Origin of the sequence: Sulfitobacter sp. W074 (genome assembly GCF_025142275.1) — a bacterium.
GTDB classification, from domain to species: domain Bacteria; phylum Pseudomonadota; class Alphaproteobacteria; order Rhodobacterales; family Rhodobacteraceae; genus Sulfitobacter; species Sulfitobacter profundi.
Window position 1 is genome coordinate 3,301,923 of record NZ_CP081130.1, and the last position, 21,767, is coordinate 3,323,689.

At 64.3% G+C, this 21,767-nt stretch carries 17 protein-coding genes; 14 read left to right on the forward strand and 3 right to left on the reverse strand.

What is annotated here, in order from left to right:
• Positions 1 to 7: 7 nt before the first annotated feature.
• The 4 genes from K3762_RS16520 (at position 8) to mnmH (ending at position 3,147) form a co-directional block, all read left to right on the forward strand.
• Entirely contained in the window at positions 8 to 1,186 is a 1,179-nt protein-coding gene (locus tag K3762_RS16520; protein ID WP_120351983.1) for a lytic murein transglycosylase, read from the forward strand.
• Between the two features lie 13 nt (positions 1,187 to 1,199).
• Positions 1,200 to 1,616, forward strand: coding sequence for a rhodanese-like domain-containing protein (locus tag K3762_RS16525; protein ID WP_067935519.1), 417 nt, complete (start codon positions 1,200 to 1,202; stop codon positions 1,614 to 1,616).
• 71 nt (positions 1,617 to 1,687) lie between these two features.
• Positions 1,688 to 2,038, forward strand: coding sequence for a RidA family protein (locus K3762_RS16530; RefSeq protein ID WP_067627636.1), 351 nt, complete (start codon positions 1,688 to 1,690; stop codon positions 2,036 to 2,038).
• 53 nt (positions 2,039 to 2,091) lie between these two features.
• Positions 2,092 to 3,147, forward strand: a complete 1,056-nt coding sequence (mnmH, locus tag K3762_RS16535; RefSeq protein WP_132443827.1) for a tRNA 2-selenouridine(34) synthase MnmH — start codon at positions 2,092 to 2,094, stop codon at positions 3,145 to 3,147.
• Here the strand turns inward: mnmH and selD are convergent.
• Positions 3,131 to 5,302 carry a selenide, water dikinase SelD gene (gene selD, locus K3762_RS16540; RefSeq protein ID WP_409202459.1) on the reverse strand — a complete coding sequence of 724 codons (2,172 nt, stop codon included), beginning with the start codon at positions 5,300 to 5,302 and terminating at the stop codon, positions 3,131 to 3,133. The genes mnmH and selD overlap by 17 nt on opposite strands.
• 290 nt (positions 5,303 to 5,592) lie before the next feature.
• Here selD and K3762_RS16545 point away from each other — a divergent pair, with 290 nt between their 5' ends.
• From K3762_RS16545 to K3762_RS16560, 4 genes are all read left to right on the forward strand, one after another.
• Positions 5,593 to 7,686 carry a DEAD/DEAH box helicase gene (locus K3762_RS16545; RefSeq protein WP_132443829.1) on the forward strand — a complete coding sequence of 698 codons (2,094 nt, stop codon included), beginning with the start codon at positions 5,593 to 5,595 and terminating at the stop codon, positions 7,684 to 7,686.
• A gap of 230 nt (positions 7,687 to 7,916) precedes the next feature.
• Positions 7,917 to 9,314 carry an aspartate aminotransferase family protein gene (locus tag K3762_RS16550; protein WP_132443830.1) on the forward strand — a complete coding sequence of 466 codons (1,398 nt, stop codon included), beginning with the start codon at positions 7,917 to 7,919 and terminating at the stop codon, positions 9,312 to 9,314.
• 206 nt (positions 9,315 to 9,520) lie between these two features.
• Complete coding sequence (locus K3762_RS16555) at positions 9,521 to 9,784, forward strand: glycine zipper 2TM domain-containing protein (RefSeq protein ID WP_067631066.1); 264 nt, start codon at positions 9,521 to 9,523, stop codon at positions 9,782 to 9,784.
• A 140-nt stretch (positions 9,785 to 9,924) separates the two neighbouring features.
• Positions 9,925 to 10,686: a sulfite exporter TauE/SafE family protein gene (locus K3762_RS16560; protein ID WP_260010585.1), complete on the forward strand. Its 762-nt coding sequence runs from the start codon at positions 9,925 to 9,927 to the stop codon at positions 10,684 to 10,686.
• Here the strand turns inward: K3762_RS16560 and nagA are convergent.
• Together nagA and K3762_RS16570 are read right to left on the reverse strand one after the other, a co-directional pair.
• A complete protein-coding gene (nagA, locus tag K3762_RS16565) occupies positions 10,683 to 11,813 on the reverse strand; it encodes an N-acetylglucosamine-6-phosphate deacetylase (protein ID WP_260010588.1) in 1,131 nt (376 codons plus the stop codon). The genes K3762_RS16560 and nagA overlap by 4 nt on opposite strands.
• The gene (locus K3762_RS16570; protein WP_132443833.1) at positions 11,810 to 12,700 is read right to left on the reverse strand and encodes a BadF/BadG/BcrA/BcrD ATPase family protein; all 891 of its coding nucleotides are present in this window, start codon (positions 12,698 to 12,700) and stop codon (positions 11,810 to 11,812) included. The genes nagA and K3762_RS16570 overlap by 4 nt, the downstream gene beginning before the upstream one ends.
• Before the next feature lie 117 nt (positions 12,701 to 12,817).
• On the opposite strand from K3762_RS16570, the gene K3762_RS16575 reads away from it, so the two are divergent.
• The 6 genes from K3762_RS16575 to K3762_RS16600 all read left to right on the forward strand — a co-directional run bounded on the left by K3762_RS16575 (position 12,818) and on the right by K3762_RS16600 (position 21,750).
• On the forward strand, positions 12,818 to 14,281 hold the full coding sequence (locus K3762_RS16575) for a PLP-dependent aminotransferase family protein (RefSeq protein ID WP_132443834.1): 1,464 nt from the start codon (positions 12,818 to 12,820) through the stop codon (positions 14,279 to 14,281).
• Between the two features lie 96 nt (positions 14,282 to 14,377).
• On the forward strand, positions 14,378 to 16,144 hold the full coding sequence (gene xsc / locus K3762_RS16580) for a sulfoacetaldehyde acetyltransferase (RefSeq protein ID WP_260010592.1): 1,767 nt from the start codon (positions 14,378 to 14,380) through the stop codon (positions 16,142 to 16,144).
• A 3-nt stretch (positions 16,145 to 16,147) separates the two neighbouring features.
• Complete coding sequence (locus K3762_RS16585; protein ID WP_132443836.1) at positions 16,148 to 17,248, forward strand: acetate/propionate family kinase; 1,101 nt, start codon at positions 16,148 to 16,150, stop codon at positions 17,246 to 17,248.
• Positions 17,245 to 20,061 carry a molybdopterin oxidoreductase family protein gene (locus K3762_RS16590; protein ID WP_132443837.1) on the forward strand — a complete coding sequence of 939 codons (2,817 nt, stop codon included), beginning with the start codon at positions 17,245 to 17,247 and terminating at the stop codon, positions 20,059 to 20,061. Before K3762_RS16585 ends, K3762_RS16590 begins: the two co-directional genes overlap by 4 nt.
• A 49-nt stretch (positions 20,062 to 20,110) precedes the next feature.
• A complete protein-coding gene (locus K3762_RS16595; protein WP_120351996.1) occupies positions 20,111 to 20,875 on the forward strand; it encodes a 4Fe-4S dicluster domain-containing protein in 765 nt (254 codons plus the stop codon).
• Complete coding sequence (locus K3762_RS16600; protein ID WP_132443838.1) at positions 20,875 to 21,750, forward strand: DmsC/YnfH family molybdoenzyme membrane anchor subunit; 876 nt, start codon at positions 20,875 to 20,877, stop codon at positions 21,748 to 21,750. Before K3762_RS16595 ends, K3762_RS16600 begins: the two co-directional genes overlap by 1 nt.
• Positions 21,751 to 21,767 lie beyond the last annotated feature (17 nt).

Consider the following 21,767-nt stretch of genomic DNA (forward strand, 5'->3'; position numbering starts at 1 on the left):
GATATCCATGCGCCCCACTTTTCTAGCCGCCACCCTTGCGGCCCTCACCCTTCCCGCCACCGCCTTTGCGCAAACGGCCTGTGGCGGTGATTTCTCCAGCTTCATCGCCGATGCCAAAGCCGAAGCCGTGGCGAATGGCGCCGACCCCGCCACTGCCGATCAGTTTTTTGCAGGTCTGCGCCAAGACCCCGCCGTGCTGCGCGCCGATCAGGCGCAGGGGGTGTTTCAAAAGCCCTTCATCGAATTTTCGCGCCACTTGATCTCGGAAAACCGGATCAACCGGGGCCGCGCCATGGCCGAGAAATACGACGCGGTCTTTGACCGGGTTGAAGCCGAGTATGGCGTCAGCCGTGGCGTGCTGCTGGCCTTCTGGGCGTTTGAGACGGATTACGGCGCGATCCAAGGCGACTTTAACACCGCCAACGCGCTGGCCACGCTAGCCCATGACTGCCGCCGTCCTGAATTGTTCCGCCCACAGCTTTTCGCGGCGTTGGAGCTTTTCGAGCGCGGAGAATTCGACCCTGCCACCACCACCGGCGCATGGGCGGGCGAAATCGGCATGGTACAAATGCTGCCCCGCGACATCATCGAAAACGGTGTGGATGGCGACGGCGACGGCGAAGTCTCGCTGAAAACCTCTGCCCCTGATGCGCTGCTGTCGGGCGCCAAAATGCTACAAAGCCTCGGCTGGCGGGCGGGTGAGCCTTGGCTGGCCGAAGTCACCTTACCGCAAGACTTCGACTGGTCGCAAAGCGGGCTGGAGACCACCAAATCCGTTAGCGAATGGCAAGCGATGGGCGTGTCCCCCCGCAACGGGCCGCTGGCCGAGGGGCTGACCGCCTCGGTCCTGCTGCCACAAGGGCGCGGCGGGCCAGCCTTCATCGCCTACCCGAATTTTAGGGTCTATTTCGAATGGAACCAGAGCTTTACCTACGTCATGACCGCCGCCTATTTTGCCACACGGCTGGAAGGCGCACAGGTTTTCGACGCAGGCAATCCGCAACCGGGGCTTAGCGGCGACGCGATGAAGACACTTCAGCGCAAATTGCAATCCATGGGCTATGACGTGGGCGATGTGGATGGCATCCTCGGCTCTGGCACCCGCGCCGCCGTGCGCGCCGAACAGAAACGACTAGGCATGCCCGTCGATGGCTGGCCCACGCCTGATCTGCTGAACCAACTGTAAGGAGAAGACCCCGATGGCCCTCAAGAAAACCGCCGCCCAAATGGTCTCTGAGGCCCGTGCCCGGATCGAAGAGATCGACAGCATTGAGGCCATCGCCATGCTGGACGACGAAAACGTGCAATTCGTCGACCTGCGCGATCCCCGCGAACGCGAGCGCACCGGGTTCATCCCCGGTGCGTTCCACTGCCCACGCGGCATGTTGGAGTTTTGGGTCGACCCCGACAGCCCCTACTTCAAAGAGGTCTTTGCCCAAGACAAGAAATTCGTCTTTCACTGCGCCTCGGGCTGGCGCTCGGCCATCTCGGTCGCGACACTGCAAGACATGGGCTTTGACGCGGCGCACCTAAAGGACGGTTTTGGCGGTTGGGAAAAAGCAGGCGGCCCAAAAGAGGGCGGCCCAGAAGCAGGCGGAAAGGCTGAGAAGCCCTAACGCGCGGGCTTTGATCTGGCCTCCCCCACGCAAAGCTGCCACAAGTTTTGCAACGTCAAAGGAGAGACAGAATGACCGAGATCAAACGCCATCACACCAACACCCGCATGAGCCAAATTGTCGAGCATGGCGAAGTGATCTACCTTGCCGGTCAGGTCGGCACGGCAGGTGCGGATGTGGCCCAGCAAACCCAAGATTGCCTTGATAAGGTCGACGCCCTGCTGGCCGAGGTCGGCAGCGACAAGACCCGCATCCTGCAATCGACCATCTGGCTGGCCGACATGGCCGATTTCGCGGCGATGAACGCCGTTTGGGATGCTTGGGTGCCCGAAGGCAACGCCCCCGCCCGCGCCTGTGGCGAATCCAAACTCGCCACGCCAGAATATCTGGTCGAAGTGCTGGTGATCGCGGCCAAAGCCTGAGCCATCGCCCCGCGCCCTGCCATAGGGCGTGGGGTCTTTGCCGGACACCTCAGATGACCCCCTGCACCCTCACCGCCCTGTCGGACCTCGCCACGCTCGACGTTGATACCATCATCGACGTGCGCGCCCCAATGGAGTTTGCCGAGGATCATCTGCCCGGCGCGATCAATCTGCCCGTGCTGTCGGATGCCCAGCGGGCCGAGGTCGGCACCATCTACAAACAAGTCAGCCCTTTTGACGCCCGCAAGATCGGTGGGGCGCTGGTGGCGCAGAACACGGGCCACCATTTGCAAACGGCACTGGCAGACAAAGGCGGCAGTTGGCAGCCGCTGGTCTATTGCTGGCGCGGCGGGCAGCGGTCGGGCGCATTTTCTACGATCCTTGATCAGGTCGGCTGGCGCGTGCAACTGCTGCGCGGTGGCTATCGCAGCTATCGGCGGTTGGTGGTCGCGGCGCTCTACGACACGCCCATGCCGCACCGGCTGATGTTGATCGAAGGCGGCACCGGCACGGCCAAGACGCGGCTGCTGCACCATCTGGCAAAGGCAGGCGCGCAGGTGCTTGACCTCGAAGGGCTGGCACAACATCGCGGGTCGCTGTTTGGCGCGGTGGACGGCGGCCAACCGCATCAGAAAATGTTTGAATCCCGTCTGGCCCAAGCCCTCACGCCGCTCGACCCGGCGCAGGTAACCTGGGTCGAAGCGGAAAGCAGCAAGATCGGTAACATCACCCTGCCCCCCGCCCTCTGGGCCGCGATGCGCGCAGCTCCGCGGGTTGAGATCGCCGCCCCGCTCGCCGCGCGGGCGGATTTTCTCTGTCGGGCCTATGACGACCTGACGACGGACCCTGCTTTGCTGGATGACCGCATCGACAGGCTGCGCCCCTATCACAGCGCAGAGACCATCGCGGCATGGCAAACCCAAGCCCGCGCGGGCGATTGGGCCATGCTTGCCGAAGGGCTGATCGGCCAACACTACGACCCGCGCTATACCAAAGCCGCCAGCCGCAATCCCGCGCCGATAGAGCGGCTGACGCTCGACAGACTCGACGATACCTCCTTGGCCGAGACCGCCGCCGCGCTGATCACCCGGTTTACGTCAGGCGCATAGAGGGGGCACCGGCCTCCAGCCGTCCGATGATATGGCCCGTCAGACCCGCAGCCTCTAGCCGTGCCTGCGCCGCTTCCGCCGCTCTCTTTGGCAAGGCCGCCAGCAGCCCCCCGGCAGTCTGGGGGTCGTGGAAAAGCGGGTTCACCGGGCCTGCGGCCTCTATCGGAGCATCGGCCTGATTGACCGACAACAGCGATGATGCCACCCCCTGATCCGACAGCGCCTGCGCGCCGGGATAGAGCGGCACCGCCGCGCCCCAAAGTTCTGCCGCCAGCCCCGAGGCGCGGCAAATCGCCTGCACATGACCCGCCAAGCCAAAGCCCGTCACATCCGTCATCGCATGGGCACCACCCAAAATCGACGCCTCCCGCGCCTGCGGTGTCGCCATGAGCCCGAGCGCTTTGGCCACCACCCGCCCCGGCGCACTGCCTGCCATATGCCCGGCAAGGATCACGCCAGACCCGATGGGCCGGGTCAGCATCAACACATCCCCCGGCTGCGCGCCGCCGACACCGATGGGCATGTCCTCCCGCGTGCCGGTGACCGTAAACCCGATGGTCAGTTCCGCGCCCATGGTCGTGTGGCCGCCGACAATCTGCGCCCCTGCCGCCGCCATTACATCTTGCGCGGCCGCCGCGATCTCTCGCAACGTGCGGGCCTGCAATGCGGGCGACATGCGCGGCAGGATGATCGAACTCAGCGCCACCTGCGGCTTGGCCCCCATGGCCCAGACATCGCCCAAGGCGTGGACCGCTGCGATCCGCGTCATCAGCGCCGGGTCTTCGATGAAGCCGCGCAGGTGATCCGTGCTCATCACCTGAAAACCACCGCCCGGTTGGCGCAGCACCGCCGCATCATCCCCCGCCCCGGTAACGACATCGCCGGAGATTGGCCCCTGCACCTTTGCCAAAAGATCGCCCAGCACCGCGCCGCCCACCTTTGCGCCGCAACCGCCACAAAGCGGCTTGCCCGCCAGCGCCTCCTCCACGCCCGAGGCCGTCGGAACCGACAGCGCATTGCCCTTCATTTCGGGCAGGGCATCAAGCTGATCCATGAACTTGCGATCAATGCGGTCCTTCCACTGCCAAAGCAGCGCCCCGCCAAGGGCCAGCCCGTTCCGCTCGGCCACGGCGGATTTCTCCCCGAGCGAGACCAGCTTGAGGTAATGTTTCTGCGGCCTGAACACCCGCCGAGCCCCGCCGCCTAGCGCCGCGCGCAGGTTGTCATGCAGCACCGGCGCTGCCCGCACGGCAAAAACCCCGGCCTTTGGGCGCGGCGTGGCCTCCATATGCGCGCAATCGCCCACGGCAAAGAGTGCCGCATCATCCACAACCCCCAGATCCGCGCCGACACGGATAAACCCGGCGTGCAGCGGCAAATCGGTTTGCCCGAGCCATCCATGCGGCACCGCCCCCGCAGCGCCCACACAAAGCGCAGCCGAAATCGGCGGGCCACCCGCCAGGATCACCTGCCGATCGGTGATGCGCGTGACCTTGGCATCAAGCGCAAGGGCCACCCCCAAATTCGCCATCTGCCGCCGCAGCATCGCCGCGGTCCGGGGCGCCATGCCAGAGAGGTCTGGCCCATGTTCCACCACCGTCACGGCAGGCTGCACACCCGCCTGACGCAGAGCAAAGGCCATCGCCATGGCAAGCTCACAGCCCGCCACACCGCCACCGATCACCGCCACTTCGGGCGGTTGTTCTCCTGCCTTGACCGCCGCCAGAAAATCACGCCAGCGCGCGGCATAGACATCAAGCGGCTTGGCCCCGACCGCGTATTGCGCAAACCCCGGCAGGTCCATCTTGGCCGTGATCCCTATGTCGATCGAGGCCACGTCATAGGCCACGGCCCCGTGCCCTTCGACCGTGAACGCGCGGGCCGCGCGGTCAATCCGCGTCGCCGCCCCAAGGATCAGCCGCGCCCCGGCGTGGCGGCACAGGCGCATCAGGTCGATCTCCAATTCATCCCGCCCGTAGTGCCCGGCGATATGACCGGGCAGCATGCCGGTATAGGGCGCGGTGGGGCCGGGGTTGATGACCGTTAGCCGCGCACCGGGCAGCGGGTCCATCCCCCATTTGCGCAGCACCAGCGCATGGGCGTGCCCGCCGCCTACAAGCACCAGATCTCGCGTCAGGGGCAGATCGCTTTGCACCAGATTGCCTCACTCTCTCTTTCAGCTTGGGTTATAGCTAACCGAAGCCGCCCGGCCGCGCCATTGGCCTGACCGAGATGTGAGCGGATCGGACCAGCGCTAAAATGGCACTTCCCCGCCCATTCGGGCCTCCAAACCCGCCAAACAGGTAAAAAGGGTGACAATTCGCCCAAAAACCCCCATGTACATTCCATCCCCGACCCTCTACCGACGGTCGGATTCCTTTGCCGTGGCTGGTAGCACCCCACGTGCCCGCCCCCCGCACAAACGTTCAAGACAGGACAGCCTTCGTGATCCAGACTATTGCCGATGCCCTTGCCCAACAGGGTTATGAAACACTTACCGCCGTACAGGAGGCCGTCACAGACCCCGCGCTGAACGACCAAGACCTTCTGGTTTCCGCCCAAACCGGGTCGGGCAAGACGGTGGGCTTTGGCCTCGCCATCGCGCCGACACTCTTGGGGGACGATACCCATTTCGGCCAAGCAGGCGCACCGCTGGCGCTGATTATCGCGCCCACACGCGAATTGGCGATGCAGGTCAGCCGCGAACTGACGTGGCTTTATGGCAAAGCGGGCGCGGTGGTCACCACCTGTGTCGGCGGCATGGACACCCGGACCGAGCGCCGCGCGCTGGACCGGGGCGCACATATCGTCGTCGCCACGCCGGGCCGTCTGTGTGACCACATCAAACGCAACAACATCAACCTCGACGCGATCCGCGCCGTGGTGCTCGACGAAGCGGATGAGATGCTCGACCTCGGCTTCCGCGAAGACCTTGAGTTCATCCTCTCCGAATCCCCCGAAGAGCGCCGCACGCTGCTGTTCTCGGCCACCGTGCCTGCGGCGATTGCCAAACTGGCGAAATCCTACCAGCGCGACGCGCAGCGCATCACCACGGTGAGCGAAGCCAAACAGCACAGCGATATCGAATACCGCGCGCTGAATGTGCACCCGCGTGACACTGAAAACGCGATCATCAACGTGCTGCGCTTCTATGAAGCCAAGAACGCCATCGTGTTCTGCAACACCCGCGCCGCCGTGGCGCGCCTGACCACACGGTTCACCAACCGGGGTTTCTCGGTCGTGGCGCTGTCGGGTGAGTTGACGCAGTCTGAGCGGACCAACGCGCTGCAAGCGCTGCGCGACGGGCGGGCCCGCGTTTGTATTGCGACGGATGTCGCCGCACGCGGCATCGACTTGCCGAACCTTGAACTGGTGATCCACGCCGATCTGCCCAGCAACTCCGACACGCTGCTGCACCGCTCGGGCCGTACTGGCCGCGCCGGGCGCAAGGGCGTTTCCGCCCTGATCGTGCCTGCGAAACTGCGCAGCAAAGCAAACCGTCTGATCGGCGGCGCGAAGCTGAAAGTGGAATGGGCGGCACCGCCCTCCGCCACCGAAGTGAATGCCGCAGACGAAGCCCGCCTGCTGGCCGATCCCGCATGGTCCGACCCGATCCCGGAAGATGCCGAAGGGTTTGTCGCCAATTTGGTCGAGCAATTCTCGGCCGAGCAACTGGCCACCGCTTTCGTCAACCTCTACCGCGCGCGCCAATCCGCGCCGGAAGAACTGGCAGAACCCGGTGCGCCCGGCGACGACAAACCGCGCCCGGCCTTTGGCAAATCGGTCTGGTTCTCGATCTCGACCGGCCGCAACGACGGGGCCGAGCCGCGCACGCTGCTGCCGATGCTTTGCCGTCGCGGTGATCTGACCAAAGACGACATCGGCGCGATCCGTGTGCAGGGCAGCCACAGCTTTGTCGAAGTGCTGGAAACCTCGGTTCCCGGTCTGCTGAGCGCACTTGGCGGCGACATGAAGCTGGAAGAAGGCGCGGTGCTGACGCAGCTCGACAAAGCCCCCGATCTGGCCCGTGGTCCGAAACCCGGCGGCAACCGTGGCCCCAAGCCGGGTGGCGGCTACAAGGGTGATCGCGACCGTGGCCCGCGCCCGCCGCGTGATAACTACGATCCCGATGCCGCCCCCGCCCCGCGCAAACCCCGCGCCAAAGCGGCGGATGGCCCCGGTGCGGCGTCGTTCGACAAGCCGAAATACGACAAGGCCAAGTTCGACAAACCGCGCGCGCCCAAGGGCGAACGCCCGCCAAAGTCCCACAAGACAGAGCGCAGCCCGATGAAACCCGGTGCGACGCCCAAGCCTAAGTCTGGCGGCGAAACAACCGGCAAGCCCAAGGCGAAAGCCGTTTGGAAAAAGGAAAAGCCCGCAGGCGATGCACCGCGCAAAGGCAAGGGCAAGCCGACAACCTCGGCCACCACGCCGGGCGGTGAGAAGTCCTACAAACGGGCGTCCGACCCGTCCAAACGCTTCACCCCGCCGAATAAGATCGGCAAGCAGGGCGGCAAGGGCGGCCCGAAATCGAAGTAAACTTGAACGCCGGGGCACCACCCCGGCGTTTTCGTTTAAGGCCCCGGACTTTTTAAAAAAGTCCGCCCCGATTTCTTTAAAAGAAATCTGCGCCGGCGGCTGGCCTTAAGGAACAAACCTAACTGGCACTACTTGTGGCGCAACTTTCGCGGTGATGTGATAGGCACACTCCCCGCCTCTGCGCGGGCTTCATTCGTGGGTTCGCCCACTCGCACAGAAAGGTTTGCCTCATGGACGGCAATTTCAACGAGAACGACATCTCCCGCGTTGTCGAAGCCGACCGCGCGCATATCTGGCACCACCTGAGCCAGCACAAACCCTATGAAACGACCGACCCGCGCATCATTGTCGAAGGCAAAGGCATGCGGGTCTGGGACCAAAAGGGCAAAGAGCACCTTGATGCCGTGTCCGGTGGTGTCTGGACGGTCAACGTCGGCTATGGCCGCGAAAGCATCGCCAATGCCGTGCGCGACCAACTGATCAAGCTGAACTATTTCGCCGGTTCCGCCGGCTCGATCCCCGGCTCTCATTTCGCCGAGAAACTGCTGGACAAGATGCCGGGACTAGACCGCGTCTACTATTGCAACTCCGGCTCCGAGGCGAATGAGAAAGCCTTCAAAATGGTGCGCCAGATTGCGCACAAACGCTATGGCGGCAAGAAGCACAAGATACTCTACCGCGACCGCGATTACCACGGCACCACCATTGGCTGCCTCTCGGCAGGTGGCCAAGATGAGCGCAACGCACAATACGGCCCCTTCGCGCCGGGTTTCGTGCGCGTGCCGCATTGTCTGGAATATCGCAGCTTCGAACAGGACGGTGCGCCGCAGGAAAACTACGGCACCTGGGCGGCGGACCAGATCGAAAAGGTGATCCTCGCCGAAGGCCCCGAAACCGTCGGCGCGCTTTGCCTCGAACCGGTGACAGCAGGCGGCGGCGTGATCTGCCCGCCCGAGGGCTACTGGGAGCGGGTGCAAGAGATTTGCCGCAAATACGACATCCTGCTGCATATCGATGAGGTCGTCTGCGGCGTGGGCCGCACCGGGACTTGGTTCGGCTATCAGCACTACGGCATCCAGCCAGACATGGTGACCATGGCCAAGGGCGTCGCCTCAGGCTATGCCGCCATCGCCTGTCTGGTCACGACCGATGCCGTGTTTGACATGTTCAAGGACGATGCCAGCGATCCGCTGAACTACTTCCGCGACATCTCGACCTTTGGTGGCTGCACCGCGGGGCCGACCGCGGGCATCGAGAATATGAACATCATCGAACGCGAGAACCTGTTGGAGAATACCACCAACATGGGCCACTACATGCTGGAGCAGCTTCATGCGCTGGCCGACAAACATAAGGTGATCGGCGATGTGCGCGGCAAGGGGCTGTTCTTGGGCGCCGAACTGGTCACTGACCGCGACAGCCGCGACCCCGTCGAGGAAAAGCGTATTCAGGCCGTCGTCGGGGACTGCATGGCCCAAGGGGTGATCATCGGGGCCACCAACCGCTCCCTGCCCGGCAAGAACAACACGCTGTGTTTCTCGCCCGCCCTGATCGCCTCACGCGATGATATTGATGAGATCATCACCGCGGTGGATGGCGCATTGGGCCGAGTTTTCGCTTCGGCGTAAAACCGCGCTTTCAAGCCTGCGACAGGCGGCATCGGTTGACCCGGTGCCGCCTTCGTCTATCTAAACCTCTGTCTTGCCCGAACATGACAACAGATGGAAAATTGCCGCGCACACCCGCGTTGAAAATTTTTCTTAACATCCATCGCTTTCGCGGGAACCTCTTCCAACCCCCCCGCGTTGGCAAATGAGTAACTTGGGAGAAAGACATGAAGAAATTCCTTATCGCCGTTCCGCTGGTCGCCACTCTTGCCGCTTGTAACGGTACCACGCCCAGCCAAGGCGCCCTGACAGGTGCAGCCCTCGGCGCAGCCACAGGTGCTGCTGTTTCAGGCGGTGACGACAAGGTTCAAGGCGCAATCATCGGCGGTCTCGCTGGTGCGGCGGCTGGCAACTACATCGGCCAGACTCAGTCCGGCAAATGTGTGTACCAGAACTCCAACGGCCAGCGCTACGTCGCAGCTTGCCCATAAACGGCTGACATCGCGCGATTTCGCGCTATTGGGGCTTCGACCATCGGTCGGAGCCCTTTTTCGTGCCTCCCCCCCATCTTGGCATCGCCGTGATTTGATCCTAACAGGGTTCCAAGCGCCGCATGGCGTGGGGAGGGACAATGACCACATTAAGCGATATCGCGATCTTGCTGATCGCGGCCTTTGGCGCGGGCGTGTTGAACACCATCGCAGGGGGCGGCACCTTTCTGACCTTTCCGGCGCTGGTCTTTACCGGGATGCCGCCTGTGGCGGCCAATGCCACCAGTGCCGTGGCGGTGTTTCCCGGCTACCTTGCCGGGGCTTTCGGCTTTCGCGATGAATTGGGCGGTTTTGACTGCAAGCGGTTGCTGCGGCTTAGCCTCATCACGCTGGCGGGCGGTGTGGTTGGCTCGGGCCTGCTGCTGGTCTCGTCCAACGCGGCCTTTTCGATTGTCGTGCCCTTCTTGCTCCTCGCGGCGACGCTGGCCTTCCTGCTGGGCGACCGCATCCGCGCCTTTGCCGCGTCCCATGCCCGCGCCGTCACACCCGAAGGCACGCTCGGCCTGTTCGCGGTCAGCGTCTATGGCGGCTATTTCAATGGGGGCTTGGGCATCGTTCTGCTGGCCCTATTCGCGCTTTGGGGGATGACCGACCTGCACGGGATGAACGGGCTCAAGAACGGGCTGAGCTTCGTGCTCTCATCGATTTCCGTGGCGGTCTTTGCCTTGGCCGGGCTGGTCGCATGGCCGCAGGCGTTGCTGATGATGCTGGCCGCCACGGCGGGGGGCTATGCCGGGGCGCCGCTGGCGCGGGCCTTGCCGAAACAGACCGTGCGCTGCCTAATCGCCGCCATCGGTTTTGGGATGAGCGCGGTGTTCTTCTGGCGGCTTGTCGCAGGCTAGGCGAGCAGGTCCACCGCACCGCTTTCGGGGTCGAACAGCAGCAAAGGTTGGCCCGCGCTTTCGATCCGGCCCAGACCCATGTCATCGCGCAACAGTGCCAGCGGCCCCGAAATCGCCCGCGCCAAAGCGGTCTCCAACGGCTCTCCCACCGCATGGGTCAGCGTGCGGACCGCGCGGCCCAACGCTAGGTGCGCCCCCGCCAGGGTACCATCCGCCAAGGCCAACCGCCCGTCCGCGCGATAAACCTCGCGCCCGTTGAGCGTGAAGCCCGCGATATCAGAGCCCGCCGTCGCCATGGCATCACTGACGAGGAAAATCCCCTCGCCCTTGGCCGCCAGCGCGTTGCGCATGCTGGCGGGATGCACATGGATGCCATCGGCAATCAGCCCCGCGTGAACCCCGTCTCGCGCCAGCGCCGCCCCGACCAATCCCGGCGCGCGGTTGCCCATCTGGCTCATCGCGTTGAACAGATGCGTGACGCAGCGCGCGCCCGCATCAAAAGCAGCCATAGAGGTCTCGTAATCCGCGTCGCTATGGCCAAGCGAAACGATGACCCCGGCCTCGGCCATCGCGGCGATCTGCGCGGCGCTGGTGTTTTCCGGCGCGACCGTCACCATAAGGTTCGGCAGCAGCACAGCCGCGCGCAGGATCAGGGCAAGATCCGCCCCCTCCATCGGGCGGATCAACGCCCCGTCATGCGCGCCCTTGCGCGATAGCGCCAGATGCGGGCCTTCCAGATGCAGCCCGATAATGCCCGGCACCCCCTCGGCGATAGCAGCCGCGACAGCCTCAATCGCCGCTTCGGTTTTATCGGGCGTGTCGGTGATCAAGGTGGGCAAAAGCGCCGCGACACCCGTGCTGCGATGCGCCTTGGCCATGCGCCGCAGGGTGGCCGCATCGGGGCTGTCGTTGAACATCACCCCGCCGCCGCCATTGACCTGAAGATCGACGAAACCGGGGCAGAGCACCCCCGCCTGCAGCCGCTCTGTCGGCATGCCCTGCGGCACATCTTCAAAGGCAAGGATGCGGCGGCTGCCGTCTTGCATCTGCGCCAGCACCTTGCCGTGGTGCAGATGCTTTCCATCGTGAATATCCGCCCCGGTGAAAACCCTCGCGATCTCGCTCATGGCAAAACCTCTTCCGCTGCGGCCTTGCAGACCAGATGAAACGCCCCATCAAGCGCCGTGCCGCGCGCCGCGATCAGCCCCGACAGATGGTCTTCTGGCAGGTAACGCGCGTAATGCGGGCCAATCCCGCCCAGCAGGCAGAGCGGGTCGCCGGGCGCGAAATCCAGCGCCTTCAACGCGCGGAGGTAGTAGGCCGCCCCCTCTTGCATCAGTGCCTGCGCGTGGCGGTCCCCAGCCTCGGCAGCCGCGATGACCTTGGGCGCGAATGCCGCATAGTCTCCGGGCTGCGCCGTCAGGCTGAAGGAAACGAGAGCCTCTGGATCATCGCCGAAATCCGCCAACAAAGCGCGGGTCAGGTCGCTGTGCGGCAGCACACGGTCATGGCATTGCAACGCAAAATCCAACGCGCCCCGCCCCAGCCATGCGCCTGATCCTTGGTCGGCCAGATGAAACCCCCAGCTACCGACATAGCGATACGCCGTGCCGTCGGTCGCGGCCACAATCGTACCCGTGCCGATGGCCAGCAGCCAGCCCGCCACGCCTTCGCCAAGCGCGCCGACCACGCAGGCGGGGCGGTCATCGTCGGCGTGGATCCGGGCATAGGGCAGCGCCGCGCGCAGCCGCGCTTCGTCCCGCGCGACGTTCATTCCCGCGAGCCCGATGAACGCCGTGGCGTCCTTAAGTGCCGTGAGGGGCAGCCCCGCCTCGGCCGCTGCCGCTTCCACCGCGCCGCGCAGGTTTGCGAGCGCTCTGTCCGGGTCATTGCCGATATTGGCGCGCCCCCCTGTTGCACGGCCAAGAATGCCATCACGCTGCGTGCCAATGGCGGCGCGGCAACCGGTGCCACCGCCGTCAACGGCGATCAAAAGAGGGGCGGAGATGCTCATGCGACACTTTTAGGCGAGGTGCCGGGTGAACGGAAGTGCGGGCAACGCGCCGAAGTAAATTCGACAGGCGGTAATGCCAGATTGAACTCCCCCTAAGGCCAGCCTAACCTTCGCCCCATGGCCCTGCCCGTCGAAACCTTTTTCCTGCGCCCCGATGCGCAAGGCACCCTGCAACAGCAGATCCAACAGATGATCGCCCAAGGCATCCTCTCGGGTCGGTTCCAGCGGGGTGAGAAGCTGCCCTCCACCCGCAAGCTCGCGGCGCATCTTGGGGTCAGCCGGATCACGGTCACCATCGCCTATACTGAACTTTTGGCGAATGACTACCTCACCTCGCGCGGGCGGTCGGGGTATTTCGTTTCCGACAACGCCCCCGCGCCCCCAGCCTTTGCCCCCAAAGCCGAAGCCGATGACGCCATCGACTGGACCCGCGCCATCGGCCAACGCTTCAGCGCCAATGGGCTGGCCGCCAAACCGCAGGACTGGGCCAGCTACCGCTACCCTTTCATCTACGGCCAAGCCGACCCGACGCTGTTCGACCACGCCAACTGGCGGCTCTGCGCGCTGCAAGCCTTGGGCCAACGCGACTTCACCTCGATGACGACCGATTACTACGACCAAGACGACCCGCAACTGATCGAGTTCATTGCCCGCCATATCCTGCCCCGGCGCGGCGTCTCGGCCCGGCCCGAGCAGATCCTCATCACCCTCGGCGCGCAGAACGCGCTTTGGCTGACAGCGCAGGTGCTGCTGACCCAACGCCGCCGCGCCGTTTTGGAAGACCCGTGCTATCCGGCGCTCAGCGGCATCCTGAGCCAGTCCCGCTGCCACATCACCCCGGTGCGCGTTGATCAAGACGGCCTCCCGCCTGAGGCGATCCCCCCCGATACGGATGTGATTTTCACCACGCCCAGCCACCAATGCCCGACGAATGCGACCATGCCGATGGATCGCCGCCGTGCGCTTTTGGCCCGCGCCCGCGCGCTTGAGGCGCTGATCGTCGAGGATGACTATGAGTTCGAGATGTCCTTTCTCAAACCCGCCTCGCCCGCGCTCAAGTCGCTCGATGATGAGGGGCGGGTGATCTATGTCGGCAGCTTCTCCAAGTCGCTCTTTCCGGGGCTGCGGCTGGGGTATCTGGTGGGGTCTGAGCCGTTCATCCGTGAGGCCCGCGCGCTGCGCGCCTCGGTCCTGCGCCACCCGCCGGGGCATATCCAGCGCACTGCCGCTTATTTCCTGTCTCTGGGCCATTACGACGCCCAGATCCGTCGCATGGGGCTGGCCTTGCATGAGCGTCGCCGCGTCATGGAAGAGGCGCTTGAGACGCACGGCCTGCGCGTCTCCGGCCGGGGTGCCTATGGCGGATCGTCCTTCTGGATGCGCGCGCCCGAAAGCGTCGATACCGCGCAACTGGCCGAAAACCTGCGCGCGCGGGACGTTCTGGTTGAACCCGGCCACGCCTTTTTCGCGGGCGAAGAGAGGGCCACGAATTACTACCGGCTGGCCTATTCCTCCATCCCCGCGGCACGGATCGGCGAAGGGGTTGGCCTGATCGCCGAAGAGATCGACCGCCTGCGCTAATCTGGCCCTAGGGCTAGGCCAATTCTGGCCCTAACCCCGCCCCGCGCCTGCCCGTAATTTGCCCCAAGCTTTGCCCCACGCCCAAAGGATCGCCCCATGAAAATGACCACCGAAGAAGCCTTCGTCAAAACCCTTCAGATGCATGGGATCGACACGGCCTTTGGCATTATCGGCTCGGCCATGATGCCGATCTCCGACCTGTTCCCCGCCGCCGGGATCACCTTTTACGACGGCGCGCATGAGTGTAACTCTGGCATGATGGCCGATGGGTTCACCCGCGCGTCGGGGCGGATGTCGATGATGGTGGCGCAAAACGGGCCGGGGATTACCAACTTCGTGACGCCGGTGAAAACCGCCTATTGGAACCACACGCCGCTGCTGCTGGTGACCCCGCAGGCCGCCAACAAGACCATCGGTCAGGGCGGCTTTCAGGAGGTCGAGCAGATGGCCCTCTTCCGCGACATGGTCGCCTATCAAGAAGAAGTGCGCGACCCGACCCGCATCGCCGAGACACTGAACCGCGTGATCCTGCAAGCCAAACGCCACTCCGCCCCTGCGCAGATCAACATCCCCCGCGATTTCTGGACCCAAGTGATCGACATCGACCTGCCCGCCATCGTCGAGTTCGAGCGCCCCTCCGGCGGAGAGACCGCCATCGCCGAGGCGGCAGAACTGCTTTCAAACGCGAAATTCCCGGTGATCTTGAATGGCGCGGGTGTGGTCATCGGCGGCGCGATCGACGACTCGCGCAAACTGGCCGAACGGCTCGATGCGCCTGTCTGTTGCGGCTACCAGCACAATGACGCCTTCCCCGGCTCGCACCCGCTGTCGGTCGGGCCGCTGGGCTACAACGGCTCGAAAGCGGCGATGGAACTGATCGCCAAGGCCGATGTGGTGCTGGCGCTTGGCACGCGGCTTAACCCCTTTTCAACCCTGCCGGGCTACGGCATCGACTATTGGCCCAAAGACGCCAAAATCATTCAGGTCGATATCAACCCCGACCGCATCGGCCTGACTAAGAAGGTCAGCGTCGGCATCGTCGGCGACGCGGGCAAGGTGGCCCGCACGATCCTTGACGGGCTGAGCGACAGCGCGGGCCGCGAGGAACGGCGCAACCTGATCGCCCAGACCAAATCCGCTTGGGCGCAGGAACTGACCTCGATGGATCACGAGGACGACGATCCCGGCACCACATGGAACGAGCGTGCCCGCGACCGCGAACCGGAAAAGATGTCCCCCCGCATGGCATGGCGCGCGATCCAGAAAACCCTGCCGAAAGAGGCGATCATCAGCTCCGACATCGGCAACAACTGCGCCATCGGCAATGCCTATCCGACATTTGAGGCAGGCCGCAAATACCTCGCCCCCGGTCTCTTTGGCCCCTGCGGCTACGGTTTCCCGGCGATCTGCGGGGCCAAGATTGCCTGCCCGGATGTGCCTGTGGTGGGCTTTGCCGGGGATGGCGCTTTTGGCATTTCGATGAACGAGATGGTCAGCGTCAGCCGCGACGACTGGCCCGCCGTGACCATGGTGATCTTTCGCAACTACCAGTGGGGCGCGGAGAAACGGAACACGACGCTGTGGTTCGACGACAATTTCGTCGGTACCGAACTGGCGCAGGACGTGAGCTATGCCGCAGTGGCCAAGGCTTGTGGCGTCGAGGGCGTACAAGTGTCGTCGATGGATGAGCTGACCGACGCGCTGGACCGCGCGGTCAAGGCGCAGATGGACGAGGGCAAGACGACCTTCATCGAGGTGCTGCTGAACCAAGAGCTGGGCGAGCCGTTCCGCCGCGACGCGATGAAGAAACCCGTTTCTGTCGCCGGGATCAGCCGGGATGACATGCGCCCGCAACAGGTCTGAGGCGTGACCCAAGCGCTGGTGCTTGTCGTCAACGCGGGATCGTCGTCTATCAAGGCGGCAGTCTTTGACGGCGGGTTGACCGAGGTTTTGCGGATCGAGGCGCAGGGCATCGGCCAGACCGGCGCGCTTCAGGTCGGGTCTGCACCAGCGCAGCCGCGCGCCTTGCCGGATCACCAGACGGCCTTCCGCGCGCTGCTAGAGGCGCTGCGCGGGGAAGGTATCGATACCGGCGATCTCACTGCCGCCGCGCACCGTATCGTGCATGGCGGGCCGGATTTGGCCGAGACCTGTGTGATCAGCCCGAAAGTGCGGGCCGCCATCGCCGCCGCCGCGCCGCTTGCGCCGTTGCACAATCCGCACCACCTCGGGGCCATCGACGCGCTGGCCAGCCTCATGCCCGACCTGCCGCAGGTCGCCGCATTCGATACCGGGTTTCACCGGACCAACCCCGATGTCGCCCGCCGCTATGCCCTGCCCGACCGGGCCGAAACGGCTGCCCTGCGCCGCTATGGGTTTCACGGCATCAGCTATGAAAGCCTCGTCGCGAACTTTCGCGAGACCACTGGCACAGGCCTCCCCCGCCGTTTGCTGGCGCTGCATCTGGGCAATGGCGCGTCGCTCTGCGCGATACGTGAGGGGCAATCGGTCGCCACCACCATGGGGTTTTCGCCCCTCAGCGGGCTGACCATGGGCACCCGCGCGGGCGAGATTGACGCGGGTGCGGTGGTGCATCTGGTGCGCGACATGGGGCTGGAAGAGGCGCAAACACTGCTGCATCACGAAAGCGGATTGCTGGGGCTTTCGGGCCTCACTGCCGACATGCGGCAATTGGCGGAAACAGACAGCGACGCCGCCCGCTTCGCCCGTGACCATTTTTGCTACTGGATCACCCGGCAGGCGGGGTCGATGATCGCTGCCATGGGCGGGATCGACGGCATCGCCTTTACCGGGGGCATCGGCGAAAACGATTCCGGGGTGAGGGAAAAGGTTCTTGCAAACCTTCGCTGGGCGGGAAATATTCCCTCTTGGATCATCCCCGCCGCCGAAGAGAAACATATCGCGCGCCAAACGCGCGCCCTGCTGAAAGACCCCGCCCTCTCATGACGCACTCCCAGCCGCCGCTTGATCTGTCGCCCAAGGTCTCGGACGAGGTTCGCAAGACCACCTGCTACATGTGCGCCTGTCGCTGCGGCATCAACGTGCATATGAAGAAGGGCAAGGTCGCCTATATCGAGGGCAACCGCGACCATCCGGTGAACCAAGGTGTGCTCTGCGCCAAAGGCTCTGCCGGGATCATGCAGCACAACTCTCCCGCGCGCCTGCGCAACCCGATGAAACGGGTCGGCCCGCGTGGCTCGGGCGAGTTTGAGAGCATCAGTTGGAACGAGGCGCTGCAGATTGCCACCGACTGGCTGGAGCCGCTGCGCCGCGAAGCGCCGGAGAAACTGGCGTTCTTCACCGGGCGCGATCAGTCGCAGAGCTTCACCTCCCTTTGGGCGCAATCCTTCGGCACGCCGAACTACGCGGCCCATGGCGGTTTCTGCTCGGTCAATATGGCCACGGCGGGCATCTACACGATGGGCGGCGCGTTCTGGGAGTTTGGCCAGCCCGATTGGGATCACACCAAGCTGTTCATGCTGTTTGGTGTGGCCGAGGACCATGACAGCAACCCGATCAAGATGGGTCTGGGCAAGCTGAAGAAACGCGGTGCGCGGGTCATCGGGGTGAACCCGATCCGCACCGGGTATAACGCCATCGCCGACGATTGGGTCGGCATCACGCCCGGCACCGATGGGCTGTTTATCCTGTCGTTGATCCACTGCCTGATGAAGGCCGGGCGCATCGATTTGGACTACCTCGCGCGCTACACCGACGCGCCGGTGCTGCTGAACAGCGACCCGAAGTCGCCCGAGTATGGCCTGCAACTGCGCAACGCGGACGGCAAGGCGCTAGTGGTCGACCGCAAGACCGGCAAGCTGACCCCCTTTGACCAGCCCGGCGTGCGCCCCGACCTTGCCGCCACCTACCGAACGGCGGGCATCACGCACCGCCCGGTCTTTCACCAGATGGCCGAGCAATACCTTGGTGAGGACTATACCCCCGAAGCCGTGGCCGAGCGTTGTGGCATCCCCGCCTCGCGCATCCGCGCCATTGCCGCCGAACTGGCCCGCGTCGCCTTTGACGAAGCCTTTGAGCTTGAGCACGAATGGACCGACTTCCGCGGCGAGCACCACAAGACGATGACAGGTCGCCCGGTCTCCTTCCACGCCATGCGCGGCATCTCGGCCCATGCCAATGGGTTTCAGACCTGCCGTGCGTTGCATGTGCTGCAGATCATCCTTGGCACCGTCGAAGTGCCGGGCGGGTTCCGCTTTAAACCGCCCTACCCCAAGCCTGCCACGGCGCACCCCAAACCACATTGCAAAGCCACCCCCGATGCGCCGCTCGACGGGCCGCATCTGGGTTTCGTTCAAGGCCCCGACGATCTGGCGCTACGCGCTGATGGCAGCCCCGCGCGGATCGACAAGGCGTTCACATGGGAAAACCCGATGTCGGCCCATGGGCTGATGCATATGGTGATCTCTAACGCCCACGCGGGCGATCCCTATAAGATCGACACGCTGTTTCTCTATATGGCTAATATGCCGTGGAACTCTTCGATGAACCCCGGCGGGGTGATGGAGATGCTGACCGACACCGACGAGAATGGCGAATACGTCATCCCTCGGATCATCTATTCCGACGCCTATTCCTCCGAGATGGTGGCTTATGCGGACCTGATCCTGCCCGACACGACGTACCTTGAACGGCACGACTGTATCTCACTGCTCGACCGCCCGATCAGCGAGGCCGACGCCGCCGCCGATGCGATCCGTTGGCCCGTAGTAGAGCCCAACCGCGATGTGCGCGGCTTTCAGTCGGCGCTTTGTGATCTGGGGACAAAACTTGGCCTGCCGGGGTTCGTGAACGAGGATGGCACCCAGAAATACAAAGACTACGCCGACTACATCACCAGCCACGAACGCCGTCCGGGCATCGGCCCGCTGGCCGGGTTCCGCGGTGAGGATGGCAAAGACGCCGGGCGCGGGGCGCCGAACCCCAAGCAGATCGACCGCTATATCGAAAACGGCGGTTTCTTCGTCAATCACATCCCCGAGGGCGCGAATTACTACAAGCCGTGGAACGCCGCCTATCAAGATTGGGCCGTCGGCATGGGCATCTATGACGCGCCGCAGCCCTATCTGTTTTCGCTCTATGTCGAGCCGCTGCGGCGCTTTCAACTGGCCGCCGAAGGGCATGGCAAACGCCAGCCCCCCGACCATCTGCGCGAGCGGATTAAGCAGACCATGTCGCCCCTGCCAATCTGGTATGAAAGCGACCCTGAAGGCACGCAGGGCTATGATGTCCACGCCCTCACCCAACGGCCCATGGCGATGTACCATTCATGGGGCAGTCAGAACGCTTGGCTGCGGCAATTGCACGGGCACAATCCGCTCTACCTGCCCACGGCGATCATGCGTGCCAAGGGGCTGCAAGACGGCGATTGGGCGCACGTGACCTCCCCGCACGGAGGGATCACGGTGCCGGTGATGGAGATGGCGGCCCTGAACCCCAAAACGGTCTGGACATGGAACGCCATCGGCAAACGCAAAGGCGCATGGGCGCTGGACCGCGACGCGCCCGAGGCGACCAAGGGCTTCTTGCTAAACCACCTGATTCACGAATTGCTGCCACCCAAAGGCGACGGTTTGCGGTGGTCGAACTCCGACCCGATCACCGGACAGGCCGCGTGGTTCGACCTTAAAGTGCATATCGAACAGACCGACGCCCCTGCCGAGGCGCAGCCGGAAATTCCGCCGCAACGCTCCCCAGTCCCGCCCGCGCCGCGCGACATCGCGTGGAAGGTGGGCAAATGACCGCCTCCCTCCGCGCCGCACCGCTCAAGACCCCTCAGGACCGCCAGCCATGACCACGCTCCCACAACAGACCGACCGCAAACTCGGCCTTGTGATCGACCTTGATACCTGTGTCGGCTGCCATGCATGCGTGATCTCCTGCAAGGGTTGGAACACCGAGAACTACGGCGCGCCCTTGTCGGACCAAGACGCCTATGGCGCGGACCCGTCGGGCACCTTTCTCAACCGCGTGCACAGCTATGAGGTGCAGCCCGAGGCCGGTGCCGCGCAACTCGTCCACTTCCCGAAATCCTGCCTGCACTGCGATGACGCGCCCTGCGTCACCGTCTGCCCCACGGGGGCGAGCTACAAGCGCGTCGAAGACGGGATCGTGCTGGTCAATGAAAGCGACTGCATCGGCTGCGGCCTCTGCGCATGGGCCTGTCCCTACGGCGCGCGCGAGATGGATCAGGCCGCGGGCGTGATGAAGAAATGCACCCTCTGCGTCGACCGTATCTATAACGAGAACTTGCCCGAAGAAGACCGCCAGCCCGCCTGCGTGCGCACCTGCCCCGCTGGCGCGCGGCATTTTGGCGATCTGGGCGACCCCGAAAGTGCTGTGAGCCAACTGGTGGCCGAGCGTGGCGGTGTGGACCTGATGCCCGAGCAGGGCACCAAGCCGGTCAATAAATACCTGCCGCCCCGCCCGCGCGATCAGTTGCAAGCCCCAGAGGACAGCGGCGATATCGACGTGTTGGCCCCCTTCCTCGCCCCGATCGACAGCGGCCCAAAAGGGTTCCTCGGCTGGCTTGATCGCACTTTGGAGAAGCTCTGATGCATCCGGCACCCTCTGTTATTCTGTTTAGCAGCCTGTCGGGCATGGGGTTTGGCCTGCTGGCGTGGCTTGGCATCGGCCTGCCCACTGTGACCGGCTGGGTAGCCTTCGTCTTTTTCGCGCTGGCCTATCTGCTGGCGGTGGGCGGGTTGATCGCTTCGACCTTCCACCTTGGCCATCCCGAACGCGCGCTCAAGGCTTTCACCCAGTGGCGCAGCAGTTGGCTTAGCCGTGAGGCTTGGGCCTCGGTAGCGGCCCTGCTCACCATGGCGGTCTATGGCGCGGGGCTGGTGTTTTACGACACGCGGCTTTGGCCGCTGGGGCTGCTTGGTGCGGCATTGTCGCTGCTGACGGTGCTGACCACGGCGATGATCTATACCCAGATGAAGACGGTGCCGCGCTGGCACAGCGTGATGACGCCGCTGAATTTCCTGTCGCTCAGCATCGCGGGCGGTGCCCTGCTGGCGGGGCAGGTGACGGCGGCGATGGTCCTGCTGGCGCTGGCGGGGGCGGTGCAGATCGCCACTTGGTGGCACGGGGATCGGGCGCTGGCGGCCTCGGGCACCGATATCGCGACAGCAACGCGGCTCGGCAATATCGGCAGCGTCCGCGCCTTTGAGCCGCCGCATACAGGCAGCAACTACCTGCTGCGAGAGTTCGTTTATCAGATCGGGCGCAAACACGCGCTGAAGCTGCGGGTGATCGCGATCACGCTGATGGTGCTGCTGCCGCTTCTGCTGCTTTTGTCGCCCGTGTTCCACCACCTTGCCGCTGCCCTCGCGGTGCTCAGCCACGCGGCGGGGGTGCTGACCTCCCGCTGGCTGTTCTTTGCGCAGGCGGAACATGTGGTCGGCATCTACTACGGCAAACGCTGAACGCAAAAGAGGGGGTG

Coding starts and splice junctions, on each gene's coding strand:
- K3762_RS16520 (WP_120351983.1), top strand. CDS start 8: ATGCGCCCCACTTTTCTAGCCGCCACCCTTGCGGCCCTCACCCTTCCC.
- K3762_RS16525 (WP_067935519.1), top strand. CDS start 1,200: ATGGCCCTCAAGAAAACCGCCGCCCAAATGGTCTCTGAGGCCCGTGCC.
- K3762_RS16530 (WP_067627636.1), top strand. CDS start 1,688: ATGACCGAGATCAAACGCCATCACACCAACACCCGCATGAGCCAAATT.
- mnmH (WP_132443827.1), top strand. CDS start 2,092: ATGACCCCCTGCACCCTCACCGCCCTGTCGGACCTCGCCACGCTCGAC.
- K3762_RS16550 (WP_132443830.1), top strand. CDS start 7,917: ATGGACGGCAATTTCAACGAGAACGACATCTCCCGCGTTGTCGAAGCC.
- K3762_RS16555 (WP_067631066.1), top strand. CDS start 9,521: ATGAAGAAATTCCTTATCGCCGTTCCGCTGGTCGCCACTCTTGCCGCT.
- K3762_RS16560 (WP_260010585.1), top strand. CDS start 9,925: ATGACCACATTAAGCGATATCGCGATCTTGCTGATCGCGGCCTTTGGC.
- nagA (WP_260010588.1), bottom strand. CDS start 11,813: ATGAGCGAGATCGCGAGGGTTTTCACCGGGGCGGATATTCACGATGGA.
- K3762_RS16570 (WP_132443833.1), bottom strand. CDS start 12,700: ATGAGCATCTCCGCCCCTCTTTTGATCGCCGTTGACGGCGGTGGCACC.
- K3762_RS16575 (WP_132443834.1), top strand. CDS start 12,818: ATGGCCCTGCCCGTCGAAACCTTTTTCCTGCGCCCCGATGCGCAAGGC.
- xsc (WP_260010592.1), top strand. CDS start 14,378: ATGAAAATGACCACCGAAGAAGCCTTCGTCAAAACCCTTCAGATGCAT.
- K3762_RS16590 (WP_132443837.1), top strand. CDS start 17,245: ATGACGCACTCCCAGCCGCCGCTTGATCTGTCGCCCAAGGTCTCGGAC.
- K3762_RS16595 (WP_120351996.1), top strand. CDS start 20,111: ATGACCACGCTCCCACAACAGACCGACCGCAAACTCGGCCTTGTGATC.
- K3762_RS16600 (WP_132443838.1), top strand. CDS start 20,875: ATGCATCCGGCACCCTCTGTTATTCTGTTTAGCAGCCTGTCGGGCATG.